The following is a 23,986-nucleotide window of genomic DNA, read 5'->3' on the forward strand; positions in this document are numbered from 1 at the left end:
TCAGCCGGCGTCCACATCATTGGCGCGGGCCTTTAGCGCCGCACGCGTCATGATCCAGCCCGGTCCCGCGAACAGCACGAACAGGGCGAGGGTGCAGACGTAGAGATAGATCACCGCGTCGCGAACCAGCACACCCAGCGCGACCGCCGTGATCCAGCCGCCCAACGACGTCGCCAGCATCCATGGCTTCTTCTTCAGGCTGTAGGCCACGAACCAGGCCGCCGACTGAAGCGCGAAGATCATCGCCGGATAATAGAGCCAGACCGCGAAGTCCTGATCGCGGCGCGCGCCGACGCCGAACACGATTATGATCGCCAGATTGGCCATGCCCGCGCCGCTGAAGGCCGCATTCAGGGTGCGGGTGACGATGGGGCCGGCCGTTCCCGTCTTGCGGTCCTCACGCACGGCCCAGGTCAGGACGACAAGGAAGGCGACCGTGACGGCGACCACGAAGCTGAGATTCACCAGCGGCGGCCAGCGCACGATCCCCCACACCTGACCGATATGGAACAGGCATTGCAGACCATAGAGCAGACCGCCTGCCAGATAGGCGACGCCCAGCGTCAGGGTCGCCCTGGGATTATTGCCGCCCTGAACAATGGCCTTCATGAAGGCCAGGTCGGCCTCGGGGCCGGTGCGGAACTTGTCGGACATCGCTGTGTGATTCCTGTGCGACGGGCGCGTCCCTCGGATGGACGCCGCCGGAAGGGTTTGCAAATTATTCGGCGGGGATCAGGGCAGGCGCAGGCCGGTTGCGCCACGGCACGCGCCGGCCATTCAGCCACCGCCCCATGAAGCGGTGGCGGATCAGCAGTTCGTAGGACGCCAGGCACACGGCGAAGACGCCCGCCGACACGCCGATCAGCTTTACCCACCACGGCCCGGCCCAATCCTGCACCCAGACCTGGGCCAGCATGACCAGCGGCAGATGCACGATATAGATCCAGTAGGAGGCGTCGGAGAGGTAGCGCCGAACCGCACTGTGGCCCGAGGCGAAGCGCAGGCACAGTCCCATGGCCGCCAGGGCCGAGGCATAGACGGCGACCGCCGTGACGGCGGCGGCCAAGGCCTTGCCGCCCGTCGGATCGCCCATCGGCGTGATGTTCGGGCCGCCCGCAAGGATATAGGCCGTCACGCCCGAAATCAGCGCCATGCACAGGAACAGCGGCGCCCCCTTTGCGATGCGGCCCAGCAGATCACGCCGCCGGTTCAGCGCGAACCCCAGGCCGAAGGCGAGGCCGAACCCGACCAGGGCGGAGGTGTTCGGGATCACGCCCGCGTCCGGCGTCGGCACGGCAAAGAAGGCGATCCACTTCGGATCCAGCCACAGCGCCAGGGCGAGCGGGGCGGCCAGCGCGGCAGGCGTCCACGGGCCGATCAGCGCGCCGGTGATCCCGTCCACGACCGGACCCGCTCGCCCCGCGCGATCCAAGACGCCGAACACGGCCCGCACGATCAGGACGACGGCGTAGAAGAGCGTCAGAACCCACAGAAACCACAGGTGGGTCAGCGGAAAGTTGGTCCAGTCATAGGTCGGCGGCGGGGGCGGCGGCGCCCCCGGCGTCACCAGACCATTGGCATGAGCGTTCCAGACCAGGGCCGTAACGATCCCCGCCATGACCGGAAACCAGAAGGCCGCCAGCGGCCCGGCGATCCGCACCACGCGATCCTTGGCGAAGGCGACCCAGCCCCGCCGCGTCAGCATCCTATGGGCGAACAGACCCGCGATGAAGAAAAAGGCCGTCATGCGAAACAGATGAATGGCGAAGAATAGCCAGGCGGCGCCGATCGACCGGCTGTCGTCCGCCACGATCCAGATCTGCTGCGGAAAGAAGGACATACTGGCGTGAAGCAGCACCCCCAGCAGCAGCGCCCCGGCGCGCAACGCATCCAGTCCGTGCAGCCGCTCCACCTTCTCTGCTTGCGATATCACCATGACGTCCCTCCCAAAATCGAGACAGCCATATTTCACAGACAGGTTTGAATTGCAAACTTGTTCGTCATGATGCTTTTTGTGGGCAGTGGGTCAGCCAGACGCCCAAAGAAAAAAAACCCGCCGGGAGATCGCTCTCCCGGCGGGTTCGTTTTCAGATCAGGCCTGGGCTCAGTGAACCGTCGGCACGCTGGTCGCGGCCGGGGCGGCGACCGGGACTTCGATGTCCGTGCCGTCCGACACCGGCGTCACCGGCACCGAGACCGAAGGCCCGGCGTTGGGGAAGTTGTTCTCGTCGCGGTTCGGCGCGACGCCCTTCTCCAGCAGATCCTTGATCTCCTCGCCCGAAAGGGTCTCGTATTCCAGCAAGGCCTGAGACAGTTTCTCGTGGTCCTCGGCCTTGGTCGTCAGGATCGTGCGCGCCTCGTCCCAGCCCGAGGTCACCAGGCGACGGACTTCCTCGTCGATAGTGCGCGCCGTCTCTTCGGAGATGTTCTGGCTGCGGGCGACCGAGTGGCCCAGGAAGACCTCTTCCTGGTTCTCGCCGTAGGCCACCGTGCCCAGCTTATCGGAGAAGCCCCAGCGGGTGACCATGGCGCGGGCCAGCTTGGTCGCCTGTTCGATATCCGAGCTGGCGCCCGAGGTGATGTTTTCCGGCCCGAAGATCAGTTCCTCGGCGACGCGGCCGCCCGCCATGATGGCGATCCGGTCGATCATCTGCTGATATTTCATCGAATAGCGGTCGCCTTCCGGCAACTGCATCACCATGCCCAGCGCCCGGCCGCGCGGCACGATGGTCGCCTTGTGCACCGGGTCGGCCATCTTGACGTTCATGGCGACGATGGCGTGACCGGCCTCGTGATAGGCGGTCAGGCGCTTTTCTTCCTCGTTCATGGCCATGGAGCGACGTTCCGAGCCCATCAGCACCTTGTCCTTGGCGTCCTCGAAGTCGCGGTGGGTGACCATGCGACGGTCCTTGCGCGCCGCCGTCAGGGCCGCCTCGTTGACCAGGTTGGCCAGGTCGGCGCCCGAGAAGCCGGGTGTGCCGCGCGCGATGGTCTTCACATTCACATCGGCGGCCAGGGGCACGTCCTTCATGTGGACGCGCAGGATGCGTTCGCGGCCGGAGACGTCGGGGTTCGGCACCACCACCTGGCGGTCGAAACGGCCGGGACGCAGCAGCGCCGGGTCCAGCACGTCGGGACGGTTGGTCGCGGCGATCAGAATGATGTTCTCGGACGCCTCGAAGCCGTCCATCTCGACCAGCAGCTGGTTCAGCGTCTGTTCGCGCTCGTCATTGCCGCCGCCCAGGCCTGCGCCCCGGTGGCGACCCACGGCGTCGATCTCGTCGATGAAGATGATGCAGGGCGCGTTCTTCTTGGCCTGTTCGAACATGTCGCGCACGCGGCTGGCGCCGACGCCGACGAACATTTCGACGAAGTCCGAACCCGAGATCGAGAAGAAGGGCACTCCCGCCTCGCCCGCGACCGCGCGCGCCAGCAGCGTCTTGCCGGTGCCGGGAGGGCCGACCAGCAGGGCGCCCTTGGGGATCTTGCCGCCCAGACGCTGGAACTTGCCCGGATCCTTCAGGAAGTCGACGACCTCCTGCAGCTCGTCCTTGGCCTCGTCCACGCCGGCGACGTCGTCGAAGGTCTTGCGTCCCTTGTGCTCGGTCAGCAGCTTGGCTTTGGACTTGCCGAAGCCCATGGCGCCCTTCGCCCCGCCCTGCATCTGGCGCATGAAGAAGATCCACACCCCGATCAGCAGCGCGATCGGCAGGATGCCCAGCAGCAGGCTCATCCAGATCGACTGGCCGCCCGACTTGGCGTCGATCTCGACGTTGGCGGCCAGCATCTGGGCCACCAGCTGTTCGTTCGGGTAGACGGTGGTGGAGGTGAATCGTTCGCCGTTCTTCAGCTCGCCGTTCACCTTGTCCAGGCGAATGGTCACCTGTTTGACCTCGCCCGCGTTCACGCGCTGCACCAGCTGGGAATAGCTGATGGCCTCGGGCTTGCCGGCCGGCTGGCCCGTCACGCCGTTCATGGCGCCGCCCTGCGACAGCGCCGCATAGCCCGCCAGCAACGCCAGAATGATCACGCCGGTGATCGCCAGATTACGCAGGTTCATTGAGGTCCTCGGTCGTCCGCGACCCCGGTGGGATCGACGGTCTGGATGTGTCTGTCTGGGAAAATAGGGGCTTAATCAGCGTTACGCTATCGGGTGGCGGAAATCAGGTCGTCTTCGTGCGTCGTTTCGTCCAGCGCCAGCCTGAGCCGTTCCGCGACAAGGCCGCGCCGTTCGACCCCTTCGCCTGCAAGAACCGGGGCCACCGCGTCGTCCCTGATCAACACAGGCCAGGCCCCGCGCGTCGCCGCCGGCAGCCGATTGATCTCGGCCCTGTCGGCGTCCGACAGGCTGGCCAACCGCCCCCTCGCCGAAACCACAGACCAGCCGGGACGATCGGCGCAGAAGACGAACCGCCCGTCCCACACCGCCTCGACGCCGGGCGTCAGCGCCAGCGGCGAAATGTCTCGTCTGCGCAGCTCGCCGGCCTCGCGCATCAGCCGCGCCGTCGCGCCGACGGCCTCGATCCGCGCCCCGCACAGGGTCGCCGCGAAATCCTCGCCCGCCTTCAGCCGCGCCATCAGGGCGTCCAACCGCGCGCCGCGAGGCGGCGTCGATCCGCCGCCGACGCAGACCAGGGCCGCCGCCAGCGCCCGCGCGCCCACGTCCCGGTCCACACGCACCATGGCCTCGCCCTCGATCATCGGCCGCGCCCTGGTTTGCGCCGCCGCCTGCTCGATCGACCGGGGCGCCGCGCCCGCCAGCACCTGCCGCGCCCGGCTGCGGCCGAAACGGGGATCGGCGTTGGCGGGATCCTCGATCCAGTCGGCCCCCTGCCCCGCCAGCCAGTCGCGCAAGCCCGCCCGCCGCTCGCCCAGCAGCGGCCGCAACAGCATCAGACATCGACCCTCGGGCCAGGCCGGCGACGGCGACCATTCGCGGACCCGCCCCAGGGTGGAACCTTCGCTCCGCATCAGATCGGCCTCGGCGATATCGTCGGCGGTATGGGCGAACAGGACGACCGACGCCCCCGCCTCGCGCGCCGCATCCGCAATCAGTCCATGGCGCGCCGCCCGCGCCGCCGCCGTCAGCCCGGCGGCGGGCTTGTTCCCGTCCCAACTCAACCCGCGCCAGTCGGCCCCGGCGTCCCGCGCCGCCCGGCGTGCAAAGCCGGTCCAGCGGCCGCTGTCCGCATTCAGCCGATGATCGACGGTCAGGGCCAGCACCGAACGCCCACGCGTCCGCGCCCAGTCCGTCGTCAGCCGCAACAGGGCGATGGAATCCCCGCCCCCCGACAGGGCCACCGCCAGCGGCCGCCCGGTATCGCGCGTCAGTCGCGCATCCAGCCGCGCGAAGACCCGCGCTCTGAGATCCGGGTCAGACGTCAGGCGCAGGAACCCGTCGTCTTCAGCTGAGCCGCCCGCGCCTTTTGCGGGTCAGAGGCGGCGGGCGCATAGCGACGCGTGAATTCAGCAAGGGCCGCGCACCCTTGCGGCTTCCTCTGCGTCGCGAACAGGGCGTCGGCCAGTTTCAGCGTCGTATCCGCCGCCCAGCCGATGCGCGGCCAGTCCTTCAGCGCGGCGGCGTAATAGGGCACCGCCCCCGCCCTGTCGTTCGCCGCCACCCGCAGGTCGCCCAGGCGCGAGTTGGCCTCGCGCGATTGCGGCGTATCGGGCCAAGCCGCGATCACCGTTTCCAGCGCCCGCTCGCCGCGCGGCTTGTCGGTCGCCAACAGGGCCACCGCCGCCGCCAGATCCCGCGTCGCATCGCCGGTCGGCGAGGTCGCCTCGATCGGCGCATTCAGTTCGGCCTGGGTCTCCAGCTTCTGCAACCGGCCCTCGGCGTCCGCCAGACGCGTCTTCAGCGTCTCGTTCTCGCGCGTGGCCTCGTCCAGCTGGAAGGTCAGCCGCTCGTTGTCGCCGTTGATCCGGCGCACCGTGGCCTCCAGGTCGCCCAGGCGTCGGTCCATCAGGGCGAACTGCCCCTGCAACGTCACCACCTCGGGGTCCGGCTCGACCAGCACGGGCTGGCCGGCGGCGTTTCTCTGGGTCAGGGCACGCTCAAGCCGGCGCACATTGCGGTCCAGCTGGTCCAGGCGCCGATTGTCCCACTCGGTCCGCTCCATGATGTTGGGCTGGGCCTGCTGAGCGACCGCGCCGCCCCCGATCAATAGGACGCCGAGGGCGGCGGCGGCGAGGAGATGAACGCGAGAGATCGAGAGCTTGGTCATGTTTCTAGCTTTCACCGATTTGGGGCCGCCGCAAGGCCGAGCTAGTGGCCGAGACCCAGATAGATGATGGCCGTGACGAACAGGCCGACCACGATGTTGCAGAACACCAACAGCGCGATTGTCCGCCACAGGGCCGAGAACCAGGACAGCGAATAGGCGCCCTTCATCTGGGCGAACACATGCACGGGCACGGCCAGCAGCCCCAGCGGAATGACGATGCCGCCCAACCACCCGGCGATCGTCGCCGACATCACCATCAGCATCAGCAGCATGGCCATGAAGGTCAGCGAATACAGAACGAACACCCCGTGGTCGTACAGGGTGAAGCCGCGCTTCCACAGGAACAGCAGGGCCACGAACGGGATGGACAAAGGCACCAGCAGGAAGGCGAACTTGTACATCGTCTGCTGCAACTTATAGACCGCCAGGTCCGGGTTCTGCAGCTTCTTCAGCACGGTGGCGCCGACGCCGTGGCCTTCCTTCTCGGCGTCCTTGCCCATGACCTTCAACTTGGTCTCGCCGCTCTCGCCGGTCGCCATGTCCTTGATGCTGGCCTGCCAGCTGCCGGGCTTCAGACCGTCGGCGCGGCCGTCGCGCTGCTCGATCTCCAGCCGGGCCAGGGCCGCGCGGCGGTCATCGACCAGCTTCTGTCCGGCGTTGATCGCCATCTGCATCGTCGGGTCCGGCTGGGCGCCGCTTTCGGCCCGCATCTGGACCAGGGCCTTTTCGGCCTCGGCCAGGCCGACGCGCTGAGACGCGATCCGTTCGCTCATCTCCGCCGCCTCGCCGGTCCTGGATTCCGGGTGCGGCATGAAGCTGAGCGCGAAGAACATCACGAACAGGGTGAACAGGAAGATCGCCAGCGGCGAGACGTAGCGCGTGCGTTTGCCCTCGACCCACTCGCGCGTCAGCCGGCCGGGGTTCAGCCACAGCAGCGGCAAGGTGCGCCAGATGCGGGCGTCGAAATGCATGACCCCGTGCAGCAGCTCTTCGCCCAGATGCAGCAGGCTGCGATGGACGTGCGTCGGCTGGCCGCAGTTTGCGCAGAAGTTCCCGCTCGTTTCCGCCCCGCAGTCGGAACAGACGCCATGGGCGTGATCCTCGCCGGCCTTGCCCGTCGGCTTTTCGATCGCGCCCGCCACCAGGCCGCTCGTGACGACCGCGCCCGCCCCTTCGATATCCATTCGCTGATCCCCCGATCCCTGTGACGACGTTCTTGCCGCCCGCCCGGCGTCAGGACAAGCGCCGAAGCGAAAAGAGGCGCCGACCCTGCGGCCGGCGCCTCCTTCAGATCAGCCGATCAGCCGGTCGTCAGCGCGGCGCGCCCGACACGATGGCGGTGTGGGCGTTGCGGTTGCGGGCGAAGGCGTCCTCGTTCGAACCCTCCGCGATCGGCCGCTCCTTGCCGAAGCTGATGGTGTCGATCCGGCCGGCCGGAATGCCCCGGTTGATCAGATAGGTGCGCACCGATTCCGCACGGCGGGCGCCCAGCGCCAGATTGTATTCGCGCGTGCCGCGTTCGTCGGCGTTGCCTTCGATGCGGATCGTCACGGACGGATAGCGTTGCAGCCACTGAGCCTGGGCGTCCAGGCGCGGCATGGCCTCGGGACGAACCTCATAGGAATCCAGGTCGAAGTAGATGCGGTCGCCAACATTGACGACAAAGTCCTGTTCGGTGCCCGGCGCGGCCGAACCCATGTTTCCGCCGGTCACCGGCCCGGTGGGCGCGGTCGGATAGGCCGGACCCGTCGGTTGCGTCGTGCCGTCGTTCGGACCGGGCACGCCGGTCTCGACCGGGGGCTTTCGGGTGCAGGCGGCCATGGCGGCGACGGCGCAGCCGACCATCGCCAGTTTGAGAATGCGGGAAGTCTTCATGGGGTCGTCTCCTGACGTATCGTTTCTGGCAAGGGGCGGGCCTCAAGCTTGGCTTTACTGTCTGCCTCGGCCGATTTTTCGACGCTAGAGGCGATAACGCACAGTTGAGCTTTAAGGCTCCGACGGTGTCGGTGCGGCGTTTAGGCGGGGCAGCTGTCGGCGCCCTGGTTCACGCCCAGATTGCTCGGGCCACGGTCGAGCAGCGGCGACCAGGCCGGGTCGGTCCCGCGTCCGTTATAGCCCGCCTGCGACACCACGCGCCCCGACAGGTCCACGGTCCACAGACGCGTGTCTCCGCCCGGCGTCTGGCGCGCGAACATCACGTAGCGGCCATTCGGCGCCCAGTTTGGGCCTTCCTCGAAATAGCTGGAGGACAGGATGCGCTCGCCCGAACCGTCGGCGTTCATCACCCCGGTCGAGAACCGGCCGCCGCCCTGTTTAGTGAAGGCGATCAGATTGCCGGTCGGGCTCCACGACGGGGCGGTATAGATGCCGCCGCCGCGCGAGATCGGCCGCTGGCCCGATCCGTCCGACCGCATGACGTACAGCCGCGCCGAACCCGAACGGTCCGAGGTGAAGACGATCTGGCTGCCGTCCGGGCTGAACGACGGCGAGGTGTCGATGCCCGGATCACTGGTCAGGCGCGTGATCTGGCGGCTGCGCAGGTCCATCACATAGACGTCGGTATTGCCGCCCCGGATGATCGAAAACGCGATCTTGTTGCCGTCGTTGGAGAAGCGCGGCGCCAGCACCTGCCCATCAAACTCGCCCAGGCTCTCGCGCCGGCCGGTCGTCAGATTATACAGGTAGATGCGGCTGTAATCCTTGCCCAGCGCGACATAGGTGATCTCGTCCGGCTGCGACAGCGAGAAGCGCGGCGACATGATCACCTCGTCGCCCTGCGTCAGATAGGTCGGATTGAACCCGTCCTGGTCGGCGATGGTCAGGCGGTTGATCCGGTTCAGCTGCGTGCCCTCCTCGGACACGAAGATCACGCGGCTATCGAAGAAGCCGGCCTCGCCGGTCATGCGCTGATAGATGACGTCGGAAATCTTGTGCGCGATCCGGCGCCATTGCTCCTGGGTCGCGGTGAACTGATAGCTGACCAGCTGGCACTGGCGGTAGGGATCATACAGGCGGAAGCCCACGTCCAGCCGCCCGTCGCCGCGCGTCGTCACCCCGCCGTACAGCACCGCCTGCGCCCCGATCTGGGTCCACTGAGGGAAGTTCGGCGCATTGGCCAGCGTCAGCCCGGTCTCGATGAAGCTGGACGGGTTCAGCGGCTCAAAGAAGCCCGACCGCTTCAGATTGGCGCTGACGACATTGGAGATGTCCGACCCGTGCGTTCCGGCAAACGGCACGACCGCGATCTGAAGGGGACGCAGCACGCCCTGATCGATCTCGACCTCGACCGGCTGGTTCTGCTGAGGCGTCTGCGCCGCCGTCGTCAGAGGAGCCGCCATCGCGACAGCCGCCACGGAGGCCAGGAGAAGGTTCAGACGCATCAGATGCTCCCATAAGTCTCGAAGGATCGCCGCCCCTTATCGCCGGGCCGTTCCACTTTCGCCAGCTTCACGGGGAATAGGGCGACATTCGGGACGGCGTTTTTCAGGTGTGGCGGATCAGCGATTGCGGCACGCCCGTTCGGTGTTGAAGGTGGGGCGATAGACGCCGCCGGGGAAACCCTGCGGCACGTCGAAGGGCGCGGTCTGGCGCAGGGCGCGCAGGGCGCCGTCGGCGGCGGCGCGGTAGACGTTCGACGACTGGGCGTTGATCAGGCTCGGGCCGCGCGTGATCCGCCCGTCGGCCGAAAGGGTCAGCTCGACCTGGATGCGCAGCTGATCCGCGCCGGGGATGTCGCAGGGCAGGATCCAGTTCGGATAGACCTGATTGAAGATGGCCGTGATCTGCGGGCCCGTGGCCTGGGACGCGGCGCCCGCCCCCTGCTGTCCCGTCGCCGGGCGGCCGCGATTGTTGGTCGGGCGCGTCGGTCCGGCCAGGGCGTCCAAATCCAGGCTCGGCTCTGCGCGCTGGGGCGCGGGGCGGGCGGGTGCGGGCGTCGCCGGGCGCGGGGTCGGCTGGGCCTTGGTCGGCGGCGCCGGCGTCGGCGGCTGGGGTCGAGGCGTCGGACGCGGCGGCGTCGGGGTCGGCGTGGGCTTCGGCGTCGGCGCGGGCGTCGGGGCCGGGCGCGGCGGCGTGGGCCGCGGCGGCGTCGGGGTCGGGCGCGGTTGGGGTTGCGGCGGCGTCGGCTCGGGCGTCGGCGGCAAGGGATCGGGCTGCTGCACCGGGGCGGTCGCCGCGTCGTCGGGCGAGGGTTCGGGCTGCGGATTGTCCGCCGGCGCTGCCTGGATCACCTCCTCCGAGACGATGGTCACCGGCACCGAGGCGACCAGCGGCGTCTCGTCCTCGTCCGTCTTGTGCGACACCATCACGAAGGCGAGCGCGACCACCCCGGCGTGCAGGGCGAGCGATCCGAGGATGGCGGGGCTCGGCCGACGCAAAGAATTCAGGCCTCCGGCGCCGTGTCGGTGATCAGGTTCAGCTTGGTGAAGCCCGAGGCGCTCAATCGCGCCATCACCCGCGCCACCGCCTGATAGGGCGCGCGCCCGTCGGCCCGCACGAACACCGGCCGCTCGGCCGCCTTGTCGGCGCCGCCGGCCTCGGTCAACAGGCGCGTGGACAGGGCGTCGAACGCCGTCTCGCTGTCGCCGACGAAGATCGCGCCCTGCTGGTCGATGCTGACCGACAGGGGTTCGGACTTGATCTCGACCGCGCTGGCCTCGGTCTTGGGCAGCTCGACCGGCACGCCCACCGTCAGCAGGGGCGCCGAGATCATGAAGATGATCAGCAGCACCAGCATCACGTCCACCAGAGGCGTGACGTTGATCTCGGTCAGGGGCCCTTTACGCCCCCTGCGTCCCCGGCGCCCGCCTCCGCTCGCACCACCGCCCAGGGCCATGGCTCAGACGCCCCGCTTCAGGCTGAGGTCGCTTGACGGCGGGGGCGGAGGCGGCGGGGCCGACGGGCTGCCCAGTCGGCGCGCCACGGCGGCCTGCAGGTCGTCGGCGAACGCCTCTAGCCGACCGACGAACTTGCCCGCGTCGATCGAGAATTTGTTGTAGGCGATATAGGCCGGGATGGCCGCCGCCAGGCCGATGGCGGTGGCGAACAGGGCTTCGGCGATGGCCGGCGCCACCGTCGTCAGATTGGTGTTGCCCGCCGCCGCGATCCGCCCGAACGCATTCATGATGCCCCACACCGTGCCGAACAGACCGATGAAGGGCGAGGCCGTGGCCACGACCGACAGCACGCCCAGTCCGTTCTCGATCCGCTGGCCCTCGCGCGAGATCAGGCTGTTCATCGCCTTGTCGATGCGCACCAGCAGCAGGTCGCCCTGATGCTCGTTCAACGCCCCGCGCTGACGCGCCTCGCGCCAGTCCGACAGGGCGATCACCAGCATGCGCGGCAAGGCGTGGTCCGGCTCGGGTCCGGCCTGGGACGCCACCTCTTCCAGCGACCGGCCGGACTGAACCGACTTTTCGAACTCGTCGGCGCGCTTGTTCAGCGCCGTGAACCGAACCGCCTTGTCGATGATGATCGTCCACGACCAGATCGAGGCCGCCGCAAGCCCGATCATCACGCTCTTGACCACCCAGTCGGCGGTCAGGAACAGCTCGACCGGGTTCATCATCGCGGCGTCGACAGGCGTGGTCATTCAGGCGCTCCGGGCGGAATCGAGATCGTCACGTTCCCTCTTCGACCGAGCGGACGTGACCATTGTGTGGCGTCCGGCCCGTTTAGCCCCGACCCGTCCGCCCGTCATCTGACAGGCGCGTCATAAGGGTTAACGGCAGGTTACTCGGACGCCGTGCGCCGCGCATTCGGATCGACCGCAACAGAGACCGGGGCGCCGACGCTGATGATGACGCCCTCGTGGCCCTCCTTGGCGATGGAATAGGTGGCGGCGTCCTTCAGCAGTTGCTCCTCGCACTGGCGATCGCCCGCCCGGCCCAGTTCGGCGCAGCCGCGCTTGGCCGCGTCGGTCCAGCCCAGGACCCGGCGCGTCGCCGCCTCGGCCCGCTTGATCGCCGCCTCGTCTTCTGCAGCAGCCTGCGCGATCAGGGCCTGGCGCGCGCCCTGCTGGTATTGCAGCTCGGCCTGGCCCGCCATCTTGCGTTCCCAGACCTTATAATAGGGACAGCCCACCAGCCCGCCGCCGACCAGCAGCACGAACAGCAGGATCGTGACGATCACCGCGCTGGCGGACATCTTGTAGGTTTCTGCGGCCATGACGTTTCCCCCTCGTTGGAGCGATCCTAGTCGCCGGTCCCGCCGGCCGCCAGCCACGGCGTGACCTTCTCGACCAGCCCCTTCGACGGCCGTCGCGGCCGCCCGTCCAGATGAATGCACACCGCCGTCACCTCGGCCCGGCACAACACCTCGCCGGCCCGCTCCACGCTCTGGCGGATGATCAGCCGCACGCCTTTCACCTGCTCATAGACGGTGCGCACCACCAGGGCGTCGTCGATCCGCGCGGGCTTGAGATATTTGATTTTCAGCTCGGACACCACAAAGGCCAGCGGCTCGGCCTCCTCCAGCAGGTCGGCGTGCCCCACCCCGATGGCGCGCAGGAAATCGGAACGCCCTCGCTCGAAATAGCGCACATAGTTGGCGTGATAGACCAGGCCGGTGAAATCGGTGTCCTCGTAATAGACGCGCACCGGCAACAGGTGATCGCGCCCCTCGAAACGGCCGGCGGTGGGTTGGTCGGAGATTGCGGTCACTGAAACCTCGTGCGTCGTGCAGACGCCATAGCCAGTCCGATCGCGACAAGCCATCCGATCACGGGCGAAGCGCCATATCCCACCACCGGCGCCGGATAGGTGCCCAGCAGATTGGCCGCCGACAGACCGATCCAGAACCCGGCCATGGCCAATCCGACGGCGGCTCCAATGCCGCGCGCGCGCCATCTCATCCAAAGCAAAGGGGCTGACAGTAGGATCAGAGCCATCACCGCCGCCACACCGAGAACCGGCGCCACCGCCCAGACCATCGGCACGACATCCTCGACATAGGGAACGCGCGGCAGGGCCTGCGAACGCGTCAGGCTCCAGAGCGCCAAAATCCACGACAAGGCCGCCAGCGGCGCTAGCGTCTTCCACGACCCTCTCGCCGCCGCCAGCAACCCGGTCGTTCCCACCGCGAAGGCCAGGCTGGCGGCCCCGTCGAAGCCGAGACCGAACGTCAGGATCGTCAGGGCCGCGACGCCTGCCGTCCACACATCGTCTGCATCCTGCGCCACGAGCCAGAGCAGCGGGGCGCCCAGCAGCGAAGCGGGATGGATCAGAACCGGCCCCAGCGCCAGCCAGCGATGCGCGCCCTGCATCTCCACGCCCATCGTCAGCATCACGACGGCGACGACCAGGATCGCCGCTGCCGAGGTCAGCTTCGAACCCCGGCCCGGCCGCGCCATCCGCGACGCCGCCCAAAGCGCCACGGCCCCGATCAGAAACGCCGCGGCCTGGACCTCAACCGACGCCGTCCCCGCCCCCGCTGTACGGATCGCCAGCAGGCTGATCGCCGCTGTCGCCGTGATCTGTGCGATCAGGACGAGTACTGGTCGCTTCAACCGACGACGGATCACGGCTGGCGGTTCGGCGCGGCCATGAAACCGGGGCAGTAGCTTTGGCGCATTTCGCGGAACTCGGTCGGCAGGGGGTCGTCGCTGAACAGGATGCGGTTGGGGATGGAAACGAAGCCCACCGCCGGCCCGCCGGCAGCGCGCCCGACATAGCCGCATACCGATCGCCTTTGCCCGTTCTCGGCGTAGCGCAGCTCGGCGCCGCGCCCCGCCTGGGTGCGGATCTGGCGCATCACCCGCGCATCGGCCGCCTCGGGCGACGGGGTGTGCGCCGGCTGCATCAGCATCCAGACGCCGACCGCGCACAGGGCGAGAACCAGCGCCGCCGCGATCATCAGCCGCTGCTGAAGCGGACTACGATGGCGCATCACCCTCATGCGGCGGGCGCATCCAGGGTGAAGTCCAGCGGCGTGTCGGCGGCGGGCAGGCAGGTTCGATCCACCGGTTTGGACGGATCACGCAGGAAGTCGCGCGCCATCTTGCGCGTGCAGGGACTGGCGTTGATGACGCCGTGGGTCGCATTGGTCACGATCACCACCTGGCTGTTCGCATAGCCCTTGGCGGCGGCCTCGGTCAGCGGCGGTGGGCAGCCCGGATCGATCTCGGCGGCGACGAACAGGGTCAGGATGTCGGTCTGGACCGGCAGGTTCTCAATCGGCAGCGCCGGCCGTTCGCCCACCGCCGCGCAGACGTCGAACAGCCGCGACAGCGACGGGACCAGCACCTCGGCGACCGGATCACCGGCCGCCCCGGCCGCCAGCCGCGCCTTGGACTCGAACGGCAGTTCTTCCTTGCACAGGTGGGCCATGTGCTGGCCCTCGAAATAATAGGTCCGGTCCTCGGCGATCTCCGCGACCGGCGTCAGGTCGCCGGCGATGATCTTGTCCAGATCGACCGGCAGGCTGCGCACGCCCGTCGCGCTATAGGTCGTGTCCATGAGGAAGGCCGACAGGTCGTCGACGTTGAAGGTGCGCCCGTCCTTGCCCGTCACCGGACCGGCCAGCCATTTGCGCGCCTCGGCCTCGAACCGCGCCTGAAGGTCCGGATGCTGCGCCGCGCAGGCCGCCTGGGCCGCGCATTTGGCCAGGATGATCTTCACCGCCGCCGAGACCTGTTCGGGCGTGCCGACGGCCCAGTTGCCCTCGGGCGGCCAGGGGCTGTCCATCACGGCGGCGCGCACGATCTGGGGCTGGTGGGTGATGACCGCCGCCTCGATGCGCGGCCCGTACGATCCGCCCCACAGGTCGATCTTGGCCAGACCCAGGGCCTGGGCCATGTCCTTCACATCGTCGGCGATGGCGGCGGCGTTGTACTGGTTCAGGTCGATCCCTTGCGCCTGATACCCCTTCAGACAGGCGATCAGCCCGTCGCGGTCCTTGTCGGACGGCGGCCCCGCATCGGTCAGTTCGACGCCCGGACAGTCCATCGACGGGTTGCTCGCCCCGCCGCCCCGCTGGTCGAACAGGATCACGTCCTGATCCACCGCAAAGGCTTCGGGATTGCGACGCAGCGCCGCCAGCATCCGTCCCGCTCCGGGCGTCAGGGCCCCGCCCGGTCCGCCGTGGAACATCACCATCGGCGGCAGCGCCTGGCCTGTGGCGTTCTTGTAGGGCGCGCTGGCCTTGAAGATAACCACCGCGATTTCGATGCGTCGATCGCTGACCGAGCCGTCGCGCGTTTCGTCCACCGTCAGGATCCCGCACCGCACCTCGCGCAGGCCCGTCGGCCAATCACTGGGACAGGCCTTGTCGGTGAAGACGGGGGCCGCCGCTCTCGCAGGCGGCGCCAGACCGGTCAGGCCGGCCGCAAACGCCATCACGGCCAGGGTGCGCAGGATCATGGGACGACGGCTCCGGTTCGCCCCCAGCAAACCCCCGCCCGCCCCGCTTGGCAACGCCTATTCGAACAGGTCGCCCGGCACGGGTCCGGCGGCCGGTTGCGCCGGCGCGCTGAGGCCCAGATGTGCATAGGCCTTGGCGCAGGCCATGCGGCCGCGCGGGGTGCGCATGATGAAGCCCTGTTGCAGCAGATAGGGTTCGATCACGTCCTCGACCGCATCGCGCGCCTCGGCGATGGCGGCCGCCAAGGTGTCCATCCCGACCGGCCCGCCGCCGTAGTTCTCGATCAACGCCTTCAGGAAGCGCCGGTCCAGGCTGTCCAGCCCGGCCTCGTCCACTTCCAGCCGCGCCAGCGCCCGCGCCGCCACCAGTTTCGAGATCGTCTCGGCCCCTTCCGCCGAGGCGAAATCCCGCACCCGGCGCAGCAGACGCCCGGCGATGCGCGGCGTGCCCCGCGCCCGCGACGCGATCTCGCGCGCGCCCGCCTCGTCGATGGCTGCGCCCATCTTGCGCGCCGTGCCGCGCACCACCGCCGTCAGTTCGTCGGGGGTGTAGAACTCCAGTCGCAGCGGAATGCCGAACCGGTCCCTGAGCGGCGTGGCCAGCAGACCCGCCCGCGTCGTCGCCCCCACCAGCGTGAACGGCGCCAGGTCGATCCGCACCGAACGCGCCGACGGCCCCTCGCCGATGATCAGGTCCAGCACATGATCCTCCATGGCCGGATACAGGATCTCCTCGACCTGGGGGCTCAAGCGATGGATCTCGTCGATGAACAGGACGTCGCGCGGCTCGAGATTGGTCAGGATCGCCGCCAGGTCGCCCGCCTTGGCCAGGATCGGCCCGGAGGTCGCCCGGAACCCCACGCCCAGTTCGCGCGACACGATCTGCGCCAGCGTCGTCTTGCCCAGTCCCGGCGGTCCGAACAGCAGCACATGGTCCAGCGCCTCGGCCCGGCCGCGCGCCGCATCGATGAAGACCTTCAGATTGCCCTTGGCCTGCGACTGGCCGACGAACTCCGACAACGTCTGCGGCCGCAGCGCGCGGTCGAAGGATTCGCCGGTCTCGGCCTCGGGGGAGATGACGCGGGTCATGTCGATGCGGCTCTCATCGGCCCAACTCCTGCAGCGCCGCGCGGATCACCGCCGACAGCTCCGCCTCTTCGCCCAGACGGATCAAAGCCTGATCCACGGCCCGGCGCGCATTGACCTCGGCGACGCCCAGTCCAAGCAGGGCCGACACGGCCTCGCCGGTGATGGACGGAACGGGCGGTGCGATCTCGACGTGCATGCCGGGTGCGACAGGCGCAAAACCGACATCGCCCAAGGGCTTGCCCTTCAGCTCGGTCACGATCCGCAACGCCAGCTTCGGCCCCACCCCGTTGGCCCGCGCCACCGCCGCCTTGTCCTCGCGCGCCACCGCCGACGCCAGTTCGCCGGGCGGCAGAACGTCCAGCACCGCCAGCGCCGCCTTGGGCCCCACGCCCTGAATGGCCAGCAGGGTCGTGAAGGCCCGCCGCTCGTCGCGCGTCAGAAATCCATACAGGCGCGGCCCCGCATCCTCGCTCCACTGCGAATGGACATGCACCGTCGCCTCGTCGCCCGGCGCCGGCAGCCGCCCCAGCGTCCGCGCCCCGCACGACACGACATAGCCCACGCCCGCGCAGTCGATCAGGCATTCCGCCTCGCCGACCTCGGCCAGCACGCCTCTCAACCGCCCGATCACGCCGCCCCCCGGTGCATCGCTTCCAGCAAGGACCGCTTCCTGAGTTGCGCATGGGTGATCGCAACCGCCAGGGCGTCGGCCGCATCCGCCTTCACGTCGCCCGCGGTCGGCAGCAGCCGTTTGACCATGAAGGCGATCTGGCTCTTGTCCGCATGGCCCGCGCCCACCACCGCCTTCTTGATCAGGTTCGGCGAATATTCCGCCACCGTCAGGCCCGCCTTGGCCGGCGCCAGCATCACCGCCGCCCGCGCATGACCCAGCTTCAGCGTCGAGGACGGGTTCACATTGACGAACACCTCTTCCACCGCCGCCTCCTCGCAGCCGTGGTCGGCGCAGATCGTTCCCAGCGCCTCGAACAGATGCAGCAGCCGCTCGCTGAACGGCGCGGTCTCGGGCGGGGCCACCACCCCGTGCGCCACCCACCTCAGGCGCGCGCCATCCGACACGACGACCCCCCAGCCGGTGCGTCGCAGACCGGGGTCCAGGCCGATGATTCTGACAGGTTCGTTCGCCATCCGTTCCCCTCATGCCGCAAAGAGGGTTATCGGGCAATGAACGGTTTCAGTCGTCGCGCGGGTCCAGGCTGTAAGCGACCACGCCCGGTATGGCGCACAGCTGTTCCGCCAGCCGCTTCAGCTGGCCTTCCTCGGCGGCCTTCAATCGCCAGGTCCGTCGAACGGTCTGTCCATCTATCAGCTCGAACCGGTCGTGTCGCGCGTCCGCATCGATGGCTTTCAGCGCCGCCTCGATCGCCGGCTCCGGCGACTCCTCGCGCCGCTCCCAGCAGACTTCGGCGTCCACGACCGTGCGCGCCGGCAAACGCCCGTTGATCAGTCTCAAGCCGATCAGGATCAGCGCCGTGACCACCGTCGCCGCCGTCCCCAGCGCATAGAGCCCTGCCCCGAACAGAATGCCGATCGCCGAGGTGATCCACAGCGACGCCGCCGTGGTCAGCCCATGGATCGAAAATCCGGTGCGGAAGATCACCCCGGCGCACAGGAACCCGATCCCTGTCAGCACGCCGTGCGCCATCCGCGTCGGGTCTGTGACGATGTTCTCGTCGGGCAGGGCGCGGAACGCCCAATCGGCCTGCGACATGGCCGCCAGCATCAGTAGGGCTGACGCCAGGCTGACCAGGATGTGCGTTCTGAGGCCCGCCGCCCGGCCCCGCCATTCGCGCTCGAAGCCGATGACCCCGCCCGCGATCACCGCGCCGAGGATCGGGAGGACGGCGCCTTCCAGACTACCCAGATTCATCCGCGCTCAACGACGGGCCGAGCGCGGATGTTCCTTGGACGGACGATGCTGCGACATCGTGGTCGCAGCGACCGCTTCAGCCGTGCTTTTCGATATAGGTCTCGGGGTCCTTGTTCACCGGCTTGACGCCGGTGATGTACTCGGCCTCGAAGGCGGCGAACTTCACCGCCAGCTCATGGCGCGTCTCGACGTCGGCGTTCATGCGGAAGTCCGTCAGCCCCTGCCGCTCTTCCTCGCCCATGTGTTTGGAGTTGACGACGTTGGCCTCGCCCACGGCGTCGAACCACGCCTTGGTGCCGACCTTGTGCTTTTCGACCGCTTTGACCGCGTCGCGCAGCTTGTTGTGGTCCTCGATGGCGTCTTCGGTCTCGCCCTCGACCGTGCCGTCCTCGGCGTCATTGGCGCCTTCGCCCTGCTTCAGCAGCTCGGGATAGAAGAACCGCTCCTCGGCCTCGGCGTGCACATCCAGGAACGCCGACAACCGCGACCAGACGGCGCTCAGCGCATCGGTGTCCTTGGGGTCGATCTGTTCGATGATCGCAAACAGCCGACGCTGTTCGGCATGGTCGTCGAGGATCAGCTGGGTGATATCCATAGGGGGCTCCAGGCGTAGCGGTGAAGCCTCGTTACGCCCGGCGCACGACCCGGTTCCGTGCGAACGACTCGCGGTCGTTCGGGATCAGCCCGCGTACTTGGCCGCGTCCTCGTCGGAGATGTCCTCGTTGGAATAGACCGCCGACACGTCGTCCTCGGCGTCCAGCGCGTCCAGCAGCTTGAACAGGGTGCCGACGGCCTCGCCGGTCACCGGCACTTCGGATTGCGGCTTCCAGACGATGGCGGTGGACTTGGGATCGCCCAGCACCTTGGACATGGCCTCGGCGACGTCGTTCAGGTCCTCGAAGGCCGTCCAGATCGTGTGGCCCGGCGCGTCCTCATAGATGTCGGGCTTGACCAGATCGCTCTCGACGTCCTGGGCGCCGGCCTCGATGGCGGCCTCCATGACGGCGTCTTCCGAACCGGCCTCGGCGGCGTAGGTGATCTTGCCCACCTTGTCCCACATGAAGGCGACCGAGTTCATCTCGCTCAGGGCGCCGCCGTTCTTCTTGAAGGCCGCGCCGATGTTGGACGCCGCCCGATTGCGGTTGTCGGTCAAAGCTTCGACGATAATGCCCACGCCGCCCGGACCCCGGCCCTCGTAGCGGACCTCTTCCATCGTATCGACGTCGCCGCCGGCGGCCTTGTTGATGGCGCGCTGGATCACGTCCTTGGGCAGGCTCTCGGCCTTGGCGTTGTTGACCGCCAGGCGCAGGCGCGGGTTCGCCGCCGGATCCGGCAGGCCCGACTTGGCCGCCACGGTGATGTCGCGCGACAGTTTGGAGAACAGTTTGGAGCGCTGCGCATCGGCGCGCCCCTTGCGGTGCATGATGTTCTTGAATTTCGAGTGGCCGGCCATGGGATCGTCTTTGAGCGTTCTGAACCTGAGCAGCGCCTCCTAAACGAAGAGCGGCATCCTGTCACGATACGCCGATCGGGGGCGAGAGGGGTGGAACCTGTACCGTTTGGGCGTATTGATCCGGGCAAGACAGACGGAGCGTAAAGCCATGACCGCAGACGACACCATCTATGAAGCCGAAGGCTATATGGACGAGGACCTGCACGAGGCCGACATTGTCGAGTGGTACGAAGCCCGCCCGGTCACCGTCTCCACCGCCGTCGCCACCGGCGCCATCGTCACCGCCTTCACCCTGGGCGCCCTGACCGCCGTCGGCGCCCTGTTCCTGATCGGCCGTCTGGACGACTGAGGCCCTAGACGCTCAAGCGTAAGGCCAGGGCCGCCAGGGCGACGCCCAGGACCGGCAGGGTGAGCACCACGCCCACCTTGAAATAATAGCCCCAGCCGATCTTCACGCCCTTCCGCGCCAGGACGTGCAGCCACAGCAATGTGGCCAATGAGCCGATGGGCGTCATCTTAGGCCCCAGGTCGCTGCCGATGACATTGGCGTAGATCATCGCCTCCCTCGCCGCGCCCGTCGCGCCCGAGGCGTCGATCGACAGGGCGCCGATCAGGACCGTGGGCATATTGTTGGCGATGGCCGACAGGAAGGCCGTCAGAAACCCGGTTCCGAAGGCCGCGCCCCAGACTCCGCCCTGCGCGAAGCCGTCCAGCAGGCCCGCGATCTGGCGTGTCAGACCGGCGTTGCCCAGCCCATAGACGACCAGATACATCCCCAAAGAGAAGATCACGACCTGCCACGGCGCCTCGCGCAGCACCTTCGTCGTGCTGATGACCGCGCCGCGGCCCGCCACGACCAACAGGACGACCGCCCCCGTCGCGGCGACGGCGGACACCGGCACCCCTCGCGGTTCCAGCACGAAGAAGCCGATCAGCAGAAACGCCAGGATGATCCAGCCCCACAGGAAGGTCGCCCGGTCCTTAATCGCGCTGGACGGCGCGGCTAACCGCTCCACGTCATAGGCCTTGGGAATATCGCGTCCGAAGACGAAAAACAGCACCATCAGCGTCGCCGCGATGCTCGCCAGGTTCACCGGTGCCATGACCGCCGCATAGCGGTCGAAGCCGATGTCGAAGAAGTCGGCCGAGACGATGTTGACCAGGTTGGACACCACCAGCGGCAGGCTGGCCGCATCCGCGATGAAGCCCGCCGCCATCACGAAGGCCAGCGTCGCCTTGGGGCCATAGCCGAGCGCCAGCAGCATGGCGATGACGATGGGCGTCAGGATCAGCGCCGCCCCGTCGTTGGCGAAGACCGCCGACACCGCCGCGCCCAGCAGGACGAACAGGACGAACAGCCTGCGTCCATGGCCGCCGCCCCATCGCCCGACATGCAGCGCCGCCCATTCGAAGAAGCCCGCCTCGTCCAGCAACAGGCTAATGATGATGATCGCGACGAAGGTCGCCGTGGCGTTCCAAACGATGTCCCAGACCACGGGGATGTCGGCCAGGGTGACGACGCCCAGCAACAGCGCCGCCGCCGCACCGCCCATCGCGCTCCAGCCGATCTGCAACCCCTTCGGCTGCCAGATCACCAGGGTGATGGTGACCGCGAAGATCAGAAAGGCGACGACCATGGGCGGTTCCATCCCGGTCGAACGACGACCGCACCGCCCTCTCTAGCTTGCACGAAACTATATTTCCAGTATCTTGGAATAATGGAATCCGAACCCGCCATTCTCGCGCTCGCCGCCCTGGCGCAATCCACGCGACTGGACGCCTTCCGGCTGCTTGTCCGCCATGCGCCGGACGGCCTGCCGGCCGGAGAGATCGCCGATCGGCTCGCCGTTCCGACCAATACGATGTCGGCGCATCTGGGCGTGCTGTCTCGCGCCGGGCTGATCGCGTCCCAGAGGCGCAGCCGGTCGATCATCTACCGGGCCGATCTGGATCGACTGGGTGAGGTCGTGCTGTTCCTGCTGAAGGACTGCTGCCAGGGCCGCGCCGAGCTTTGCCAACCCCTGCTGGCCGAACTGGCCCCCTGCTGCGACTGAGGCCAATGGACGTCGTTATCTATCACAACCCCGCCTGCGGCACGTCGCGCAACACCCTGGCCCTGATCCGCCACGTCGGGATCAAGCCGCATGTGATCGAGTATCTGAAGACCCCGCCCAACCGCGCGCTGGTGGCCCAACTGGTCGAACGGATGCGCGTATCGGTGCGCGATATCCTGCGAGAAAAGGGCACGCCCTACGCCGACCTCGGCCTGGGCGACACAAGCCTGTCTGACGACCAGCTGCTGGACGCCATCGCGGCGCACCCGATCCTGATGAACCGCCCCATCGTCGTCTCACCCTTGGGCGTCAAACTGTGCCGCCCGTCCGAGGCGGTGCTGGAGCTGCTGCCCGAACATCTCGCCAAGCCCTTCGTCAAGGAAAACGGCCAAGTCATTCTCGACGCCTAGGGGCGGGCGCGAGGTCTATGACGCGCGTTGCCTGTCCAGCCAGTCCAGACGGCTGAGCTGCAGGTTGATGGCCAGTTCGATGCGAGGACGCTCGATCGCGTCGAGAGACACCACATACTGACGCAGGGCGGCGATTTCCGCCTCCACCGTGCGCCTCAGGGCCGCCATGGCCTCGGCCTTTCGGACAGGCGGCAGGCGGTCCCACATGCCTGAGCGCAGGCGGAAGGGATCCAGACCGACACTGGCGGCGCGCTCGGCGTCGCAGATCCAGTCTTCCATCACCGCGACCCCCTGCGGCGTCAGGGACAGAAGAACCGTGCCCCGGCCCGAGCCCGTCTCGACCGCTTCGATCACGCCACGATCCGTCAATCGTCGAATGGCCGGATAGACGGCGCCGGCGCTGCCCCTCCATTCCAGAGACATCGACTCCTGGAACGCCTTGCGGACCTTGAAGGCGGTCAAGGCGCCGCGGTGATGGATTTCCGACAGGATGGCGCCTTCCAGCTCCGTCAGGCTTCCTTGCCGATTGTTCATTTGACCCGATCCGGGTCGATAGTCCTAATCGGACTATCGACGTCCATGGAGGAATGCATGATCCGGTCCCTGTTCAAACGCGCCATGGCGGCGTCCTGCCTGGCCGGGGCCAGCCTATCGGCTGGCCTTGCTGCGGCGCAAGCCGCACCCGTCTCTCAAGCGACCCCTCAGGCGTCCGCGCCGGCGGCCGCTGTGGCCCGCATCCCGCTCTATGTCTCGGACGGCCGCGCGCTTCTGATGATGCGGATCAACGGCGGCCATCCTGCGCCCGTCGTCTTCGACACCGGCACCAACGGCAATCTGATCTACAAGTCCTACGCCGACGACATCGGCATGCCGAATGTGGGGCCGTCCCAGTCCAGGGACGGCAGTACGGGCCTGATGGTGCCCGGCTATACGACCAGCCTGAAGGGCGTGACCTTGGGCGGCTATGCGATCACCGAGGGCCCCGCCACCGTCTTCGAGTTCAGGGACGAGGACGAAGTCGGCATCTTCGGCCCCAACAGCTTTCGCGGAAAACTGGTCGAGATGAACCTGGCGAAAGGCGAGCTGCGCATCATGGCGCCCGACGCGCCCCAGCGTCCCGAGGGCCCAGGACACGCCTATTCCGACGACGAACGGCTGCCGGTCGTCGCCCTGGATCTGCCGGGCGCCTCGGTCGAGGCGACCCTGGACACCGGCAACGACAGCGCCTTCCTCCTGCCGCTGTCTCTGGTCAGCCAGATCAAGCTGAAGGGCGAGCCGCGCAAGATCGGCATCGCGACCTCGGCCGCCGGAACCCAGCCGGTGTACGAGGCCCAGGCCGACGGCCCGGTCAAGGTCGGCGGCGTCGAGATCGACAGCCCCAAGCTGCGCTTCATCGAGGGCGGAACCCCCAATGTCGGCCTGCCCATGATGCGCAAGTTCCGGTTCGTCTTCGACCCCACCAACGAACGCACCTGGGTCCTGGCGGGTGACTGACGTTCAGGGCGGTCC

The 23,986-nt window shown here is 68.0% G+C and carries 28 protein-coding genes; 4 read left to right on the plus strand and 24 right to left on the minus strand.

Features of this window, described 5'->3' with window-relative positions:
* From QRN13_RS03930 to QRN13_RS04035, 22 genes are all read right to left on the minus strand, one after another.
* On the minus strand, nucleotides 1-654 hold the full coding sequence (locus QRN13_RS03930; RefSeq protein WP_284876918.1) for a hypothetical protein: 654 nt from the start codon (nucleotides 652-654) through the stop codon (nucleotides 1-3).
* Nucleotides 655-718: 64 nt separating this feature from the next.
* Nucleotides 719-1,936, minus strand: coding sequence for an acyltransferase family protein (locus QRN13_RS03935; RefSeq protein ID WP_284876919.1), 1,218 nt, complete (start codon nucleotides 1,934-1,936; stop codon nucleotides 719-721).
* Nucleotides 1,937-2,104: 168 nt separating this feature from the next.
* Nucleotides 2,105-4,060: an ATP-dependent zinc metalloprotease FtsH gene (ftsH, locus tag QRN13_RS03940; protein ID WP_055753954.1), complete on the minus strand. Its 1,956-nt coding sequence runs from the start codon at nucleotides 4,058-4,060 to the stop codon at nucleotides 2,105-2,107.
* Between the two features lie 86 nt (nucleotides 4,061-4,146).
* On the minus strand, nucleotides 4,147-5,391 hold the full coding sequence (gene tilS / locus QRN13_RS03945; RefSeq protein WP_502868575.1) for a tRNA lysidine(34) synthetase TilS: 1,245 nt from the start codon (nucleotides 5,389-5,391) through the stop codon (nucleotides 4,147-4,149).
* Entirely contained in the window at nucleotides 5,382-6,227 is an 846-nt protein-coding gene (locus QRN13_RS03950; RefSeq protein WP_284876921.1) for a tol-pal system protein, read from the minus strand. The genes tilS and QRN13_RS03950 overlap by 10 nt, the downstream gene beginning before the upstream one ends.
* Nucleotides 6,228-6,268: 41 nt before the next feature.
* A complete protein-coding gene (locus tag QRN13_RS03955) occupies nucleotides 6,269-7,411 on the minus strand; it encodes a DUF3667 domain-containing protein (RefSeq protein WP_284876922.1) in 1,143 nt (380 codons plus the stop codon).
* Between the two features lie 127 nt (nucleotides 7,412-7,538).
* The gene (gene pal / locus QRN13_RS03960; protein WP_055753951.1) at nucleotides 7,539-8,102 is read right to left on the minus strand and encodes a peptidoglycan-associated lipoprotein Pal; all 564 of its coding nucleotides are present in this window, start codon (nucleotides 8,100-8,102) and stop codon (nucleotides 7,539-7,541) included.
* Nucleotides 8,103-8,242: 140 nt separating this feature from the next.
* Nucleotides 8,243-9,607, minus strand: a complete 1,365-nt coding sequence (tolB, locus tag QRN13_RS03965; RefSeq protein ID WP_112861281.1) for a Tol-Pal system beta propeller repeat protein TolB — start codon at nucleotides 9,605-9,607, stop codon at nucleotides 8,243-8,245.
* A 117-nt stretch (nucleotides 9,608-9,724) separates the two neighbouring features.
* A complete protein-coding gene (gene tolA, locus QRN13_RS03970) occupies nucleotides 9,725-10,603 on the minus strand; it encodes a cell envelope integrity protein TolA (protein WP_284876923.1) in 879 nt (292 codons plus the stop codon).
* A gap of 5 nt (nucleotides 10,604-10,608) precedes the next feature.
* On the minus strand, nucleotides 10,609-11,061 hold the full coding sequence (locus QRN13_RS03975; protein ID WP_066554427.1) for an ExbD/TolR family protein: 453 nt from the start codon (nucleotides 11,059-11,061) through the stop codon (nucleotides 10,609-10,611).
* Between the two features lie 3 nt (nucleotides 11,062-11,064).
* Nucleotides 11,065-11,817 carry a protein TolQ gene (gene tolQ / locus QRN13_RS03980; RefSeq protein WP_165118321.1) on the minus strand — a complete coding sequence of 251 codons (753 nt, stop codon included), beginning with the start codon at nucleotides 11,815-11,817 and terminating at the stop codon, nucleotides 11,065-11,067.
* Nucleotides 11,818-11,957: 140 nt separating this feature from the next.
* Nucleotides 11,958-12,392 carry a hypothetical protein gene (locus QRN13_RS03985; protein WP_174087206.1) on the minus strand — a complete coding sequence of 145 codons (435 nt, stop codon included), beginning with the start codon at nucleotides 12,390-12,392 and terminating at the stop codon, nucleotides 11,958-11,960.
* Nucleotides 12,393-12,418: 26 nt separating this feature from the next.
* A complete protein-coding gene (gene ybgC / locus QRN13_RS03990; protein ID WP_284877040.1) occupies nucleotides 12,419-12,877 on the minus strand; it encodes a tol-pal system-associated acyl-CoA thioesterase in 459 nt (152 codons plus the stop codon).
* A gap of 5 nt (nucleotides 12,878-12,882) precedes the next feature.
* Entirely contained in the window at nucleotides 12,883-13,746 is an 864-nt protein-coding gene (locus tag QRN13_RS03995) for a hypothetical protein (protein ID WP_284876924.1), read from the minus strand.
* Nucleotides 13,743-14,111, minus strand: coding sequence for a hypothetical protein (locus tag QRN13_RS04000; protein WP_284876925.1), 369 nt, complete (start codon nucleotides 14,109-14,111; stop codon nucleotides 13,743-13,745). The genes QRN13_RS03995 and QRN13_RS04000 overlap by 4 nt, the downstream gene beginning before the upstream one ends.
* A gap of 5 nt (nucleotides 14,112-14,116) precedes the next feature.
* A complete protein-coding gene (locus QRN13_RS04005) occupies nucleotides 14,117-15,583 on the minus strand; it encodes an alpha/beta fold hydrolase (protein WP_284876926.1) in 1,467 nt (488 codons plus the stop codon).
* A 57-nt stretch (nucleotides 15,584-15,640) separates the two neighbouring features.
* Nucleotides 15,641-16,672: a Holliday junction branch migration DNA helicase RuvB gene (gene ruvB, locus QRN13_RS04010; RefSeq protein ID WP_017506438.1), complete on the minus strand. Its 1,032-nt coding sequence runs from the start codon at nucleotides 16,670-16,672 to the stop codon at nucleotides 15,641-15,643.
* Nucleotides 16,673-16,685: 13 nt separating this feature from the next.
* Nucleotides 16,686-17,303, minus strand: coding sequence for a Holliday junction branch migration protein RuvA (gene ruvA / locus QRN13_RS04015; protein WP_026108607.1), 618 nt, complete (start codon nucleotides 17,301-17,303; stop codon nucleotides 16,686-16,688).
* On the minus strand, nucleotides 17,300-17,818 hold the full coding sequence (gene ruvC / locus QRN13_RS04020; protein WP_055753940.1) for a crossover junction endodeoxyribonuclease RuvC: 519 nt from the start codon (nucleotides 17,816-17,818) through the stop codon (nucleotides 17,300-17,302). The genes ruvA and ruvC overlap by 4 nt, the downstream gene beginning before the upstream one ends.
* A gap of 46 nt (nucleotides 17,819-17,864) precedes the next feature.
* Complete coding sequence (locus tag QRN13_RS04025; RefSeq protein WP_284876927.1) at nucleotides 17,865-18,560, minus strand: MgtC/SapB family protein; 696 nt, start codon at nucleotides 18,558-18,560, stop codon at nucleotides 17,865-17,867.
* 76 nt (nucleotides 18,561-18,636) lie between these two features.
* Nucleotides 18,637-19,155 (minus strand): hemerythrin domain-containing protein, encoded by a 519-nt coding sequence (locus QRN13_RS04030; protein ID WP_055753938.1) that lies wholly within the window; start codon nucleotides 19,153-19,155, stop codon nucleotides 18,637-18,639.
* Between the two features lie 84 nt (nucleotides 19,156-19,239).
* The gene (locus QRN13_RS04035; protein WP_055753937.1) at nucleotides 19,240-20,013 is read right to left on the minus strand and encodes a YebC/PmpR family DNA-binding transcriptional regulator; all 774 of its coding nucleotides are present in this window, start codon (nucleotides 20,011-20,013) and stop codon (nucleotides 19,240-19,242) included.
* A 148-nt stretch (nucleotides 20,014-20,161) separates the two neighbouring features.
* Between QRN13_RS04035 and QRN13_RS04040 the strand changes: the two genes are divergently transcribed.
* Complete coding sequence (locus tag QRN13_RS04040; protein ID WP_055753936.1) at nucleotides 20,162-20,362, plus strand: hypothetical protein; 201 nt, start codon at nucleotides 20,162-20,164, stop codon at nucleotides 20,360-20,362.
* Between the two features lie 4 nt (nucleotides 20,363-20,366).
* On the opposite strand, the gene QRN13_RS04045 is transcribed toward QRN13_RS04040, so the two are convergent.
* Nucleotides 20,367-21,650, minus strand: a complete 1,284-nt coding sequence (locus QRN13_RS04045) for an arsenic transporter (protein WP_165118337.1) — start codon at nucleotides 21,648-21,650, stop codon at nucleotides 20,367-20,369.
* A gap of 81 nt (nucleotides 21,651-21,731) precedes the next feature.
* On the opposite strand from QRN13_RS04045, the gene QRN13_RS04050 reads away from it, so the two are divergent.
* The gene (locus tag QRN13_RS04050; RefSeq protein WP_017506449.1) at nucleotides 21,732-22,067 is read left to right on the plus strand and encodes an ArsR/SmtB family transcription factor; all 336 of its coding nucleotides are present in this window, start codon (nucleotides 21,732-21,734) and stop codon (nucleotides 22,065-22,067) included.
* 5 nt (nucleotides 22,068-22,072) lie between these two features.
* The gene (gene arsC / locus QRN13_RS04055; RefSeq protein WP_284876928.1) at nucleotides 22,073-22,477 is read left to right on the plus strand and encodes an arsenate reductase (glutaredoxin); all 405 of its coding nucleotides are present in this window, start codon (nucleotides 22,073-22,075) and stop codon (nucleotides 22,475-22,477) included.
* A 15-nt stretch (nucleotides 22,478-22,492) separates the two neighbouring features.
* Here the strand turns inward: arsC and QRN13_RS04060 are convergent, their stop codons facing one another.
* Nucleotides 22,493-23,011, minus strand: a complete 519-nt coding sequence (locus tag QRN13_RS04060; RefSeq protein ID WP_284876929.1) for a PadR family transcriptional regulator — start codon at nucleotides 23,009-23,011, stop codon at nucleotides 22,493-22,495.
* A gap of 57 nt (nucleotides 23,012-23,068) precedes the next feature.
* Between QRN13_RS04060 and QRN13_RS04065 the strand changes: the two genes are divergently transcribed.
* A complete protein-coding gene (locus tag QRN13_RS04065; RefSeq protein WP_284876930.1) occupies nucleotides 23,069-23,971 on the plus strand; it encodes a pepsin/retropepsin-like aspartic protease family protein in 903 nt (300 codons plus the stop codon).
* Nucleotides 23,972-23,986: the final 15 nt, after the last annotated feature.

This window comes from Brevundimonas sp. MEB006b (assembly GCF_030209705.1).
GTDB lineage: Bacteria > Pseudomonadota > Alphaproteobacteria > Caulobacterales > Caulobacteraceae > Brevundimonas.

What these genes read in the sequence shown, in the direction of transcription:
- QRN13_RS03930 (WP_284876918.1), bottom strand. Translation starts at nt 654, where the DNA reads ATGTCCGACAAGTTCCGCACCGGCCCCGAGGCCGACCTGGCCTTCATG.
- QRN13_RS03935 (WP_284876919.1), bottom strand. Translation starts at nt 1,936, where the DNA reads ATGGTGATATCGCAAGCAGAGAAGGTGGAGCGGCTGCACGGACTGGAT.
- ftsH (WP_055753954.1), bottom strand. Translation starts at nt 4,060, where the DNA reads ATGAACCTGCGTAATCTGGCGATCACCGGCGTGATCATTCTGGCGTTG.
- QRN13_RS03950 (WP_284876921.1), bottom strand. Translation starts at nt 6,227, where the DNA reads ATGACCAAGCTCTCGATCTCTCGCGTTCATCTCCTCGCCGCCGCCGCC.
- QRN13_RS03955 (WP_284876922.1), bottom strand. Translation starts at nt 7,411, where the DNA reads ATGGATATCGAAGGGGCGGGCGCGGTCGTCACGAGCGGCCTGGTGGCG.
- pal (WP_055753951.1), bottom strand. Translation starts at nt 8,102, where the DNA reads ATGAAGACTTCCCGCATTCTCAAACTGGCGATGGTCGGCTGCGCCGTC.
- tolB (WP_112861281.1), bottom strand. Translation starts at nt 9,607, where the DNA reads ATGCGTCTGAACCTTCTCCTGGCCTCCGTGGCGGCTGTCGCGATGGCG.
- QRN13_RS03975 (WP_066554427.1), bottom strand. Translation starts at nt 11,061, where the DNA reads ATGGCCCTGGGCGGTGGTGCGAGCGGAGGCGGGCGCCGGGGACGCAGG.
- tolQ (WP_165118321.1), bottom strand. Translation starts at nt 11,817, where the DNA reads ATGACCACGCCTGTCGACGCCGCGATGATGAACCCGGTCGAGCTGTTC.
- QRN13_RS03985 (WP_174087206.1), bottom strand. Translation starts at nt 12,392, where the DNA reads ATGGCCGCAGAAACCTACAAGATGTCCGCCAGCGCGGTGATCGTCACG.
- QRN13_RS04000 (WP_284876925.1), bottom strand. Translation starts at nt 14,111, where the DNA reads ATGCGCCATCGTAGTCCGCTTCAGCAGCGGCTGATGATCGCGGCGGCG.
- QRN13_RS04005 (WP_284876926.1), bottom strand. Translation starts at nt 15,583, where the DNA reads ATGATCCTGCGCACCCTGGCCGTGATGGCGTTTGCGGCCGGCCTGACC.
- ruvB (WP_017506438.1), bottom strand. Translation starts at nt 16,672, where the DNA reads ATGACCCGCGTCATCTCCCCCGAGGCCGAGACCGGCGAATCCTTCGAC.
- ruvC (WP_055753940.1), bottom strand. Translation starts at nt 17,818, where the DNA reads ATGGCGAACGAACCTGTCAGAATCATCGGCCTGGACCCCGGTCTGCGA.
- QRN13_RS04025 (WP_284876927.1), bottom strand. Translation starts at nt 18,560, where the DNA reads ATGAATCTGGGTAGTCTGGAAGGCGCCGTCCTCCCGATCCTCGGCGCG.
- QRN13_RS04030 (WP_055753938.1), bottom strand. Translation starts at nt 19,155, where the DNA reads ATGGATATCACCCAGCTGATCCTCGACGACCATGCCGAACAGCGTCGG.
- QRN13_RS04035 (WP_055753937.1), bottom strand. Translation starts at nt 20,013, where the DNA reads ATGGCCGGCCACTCGAAATTCAAGAACATCATGCACCGCAAGGGGCGC.
- QRN13_RS04040 (WP_055753936.1), top strand. Translation starts at nt 20,162, where the DNA reads ATGACCGCAGACGACACCATCTATGAAGCCGAAGGCTATATGGACGAG.
- QRN13_RS04045 (WP_165118337.1), bottom strand. Translation starts at nt 21,650, where the DNA reads ATGGTCGTCGCCTTTCTGATCTTCGCGGTCACCATCACCCTGGTGATC.
- QRN13_RS04050 (WP_017506449.1), top strand. Translation starts at nt 21,732, where the DNA reads ATGGAATCCGAACCCGCCATTCTCGCGCTCGCCGCCCTGGCGCAATCC.
- arsC (WP_284876928.1), top strand. Translation starts at nt 22,073, where the DNA reads ATGGACGTCGTTATCTATCACAACCCCGCCTGCGGCACGTCGCGCAAC.
- QRN13_RS04060 (WP_284876929.1), bottom strand. Translation starts at nt 23,011, where the DNA reads ATGAACAATCGGCAAGGAAGCCTGACGGAGCTGGAAGGCGCCATCCTG.
- QRN13_RS04065 (WP_284876930.1), top strand. Translation starts at nt 23,069, where the DNA reads ATGATCCGGTCCCTGTTCAAACGCGCCATGGCGGCGTCCTGCCTGGCC.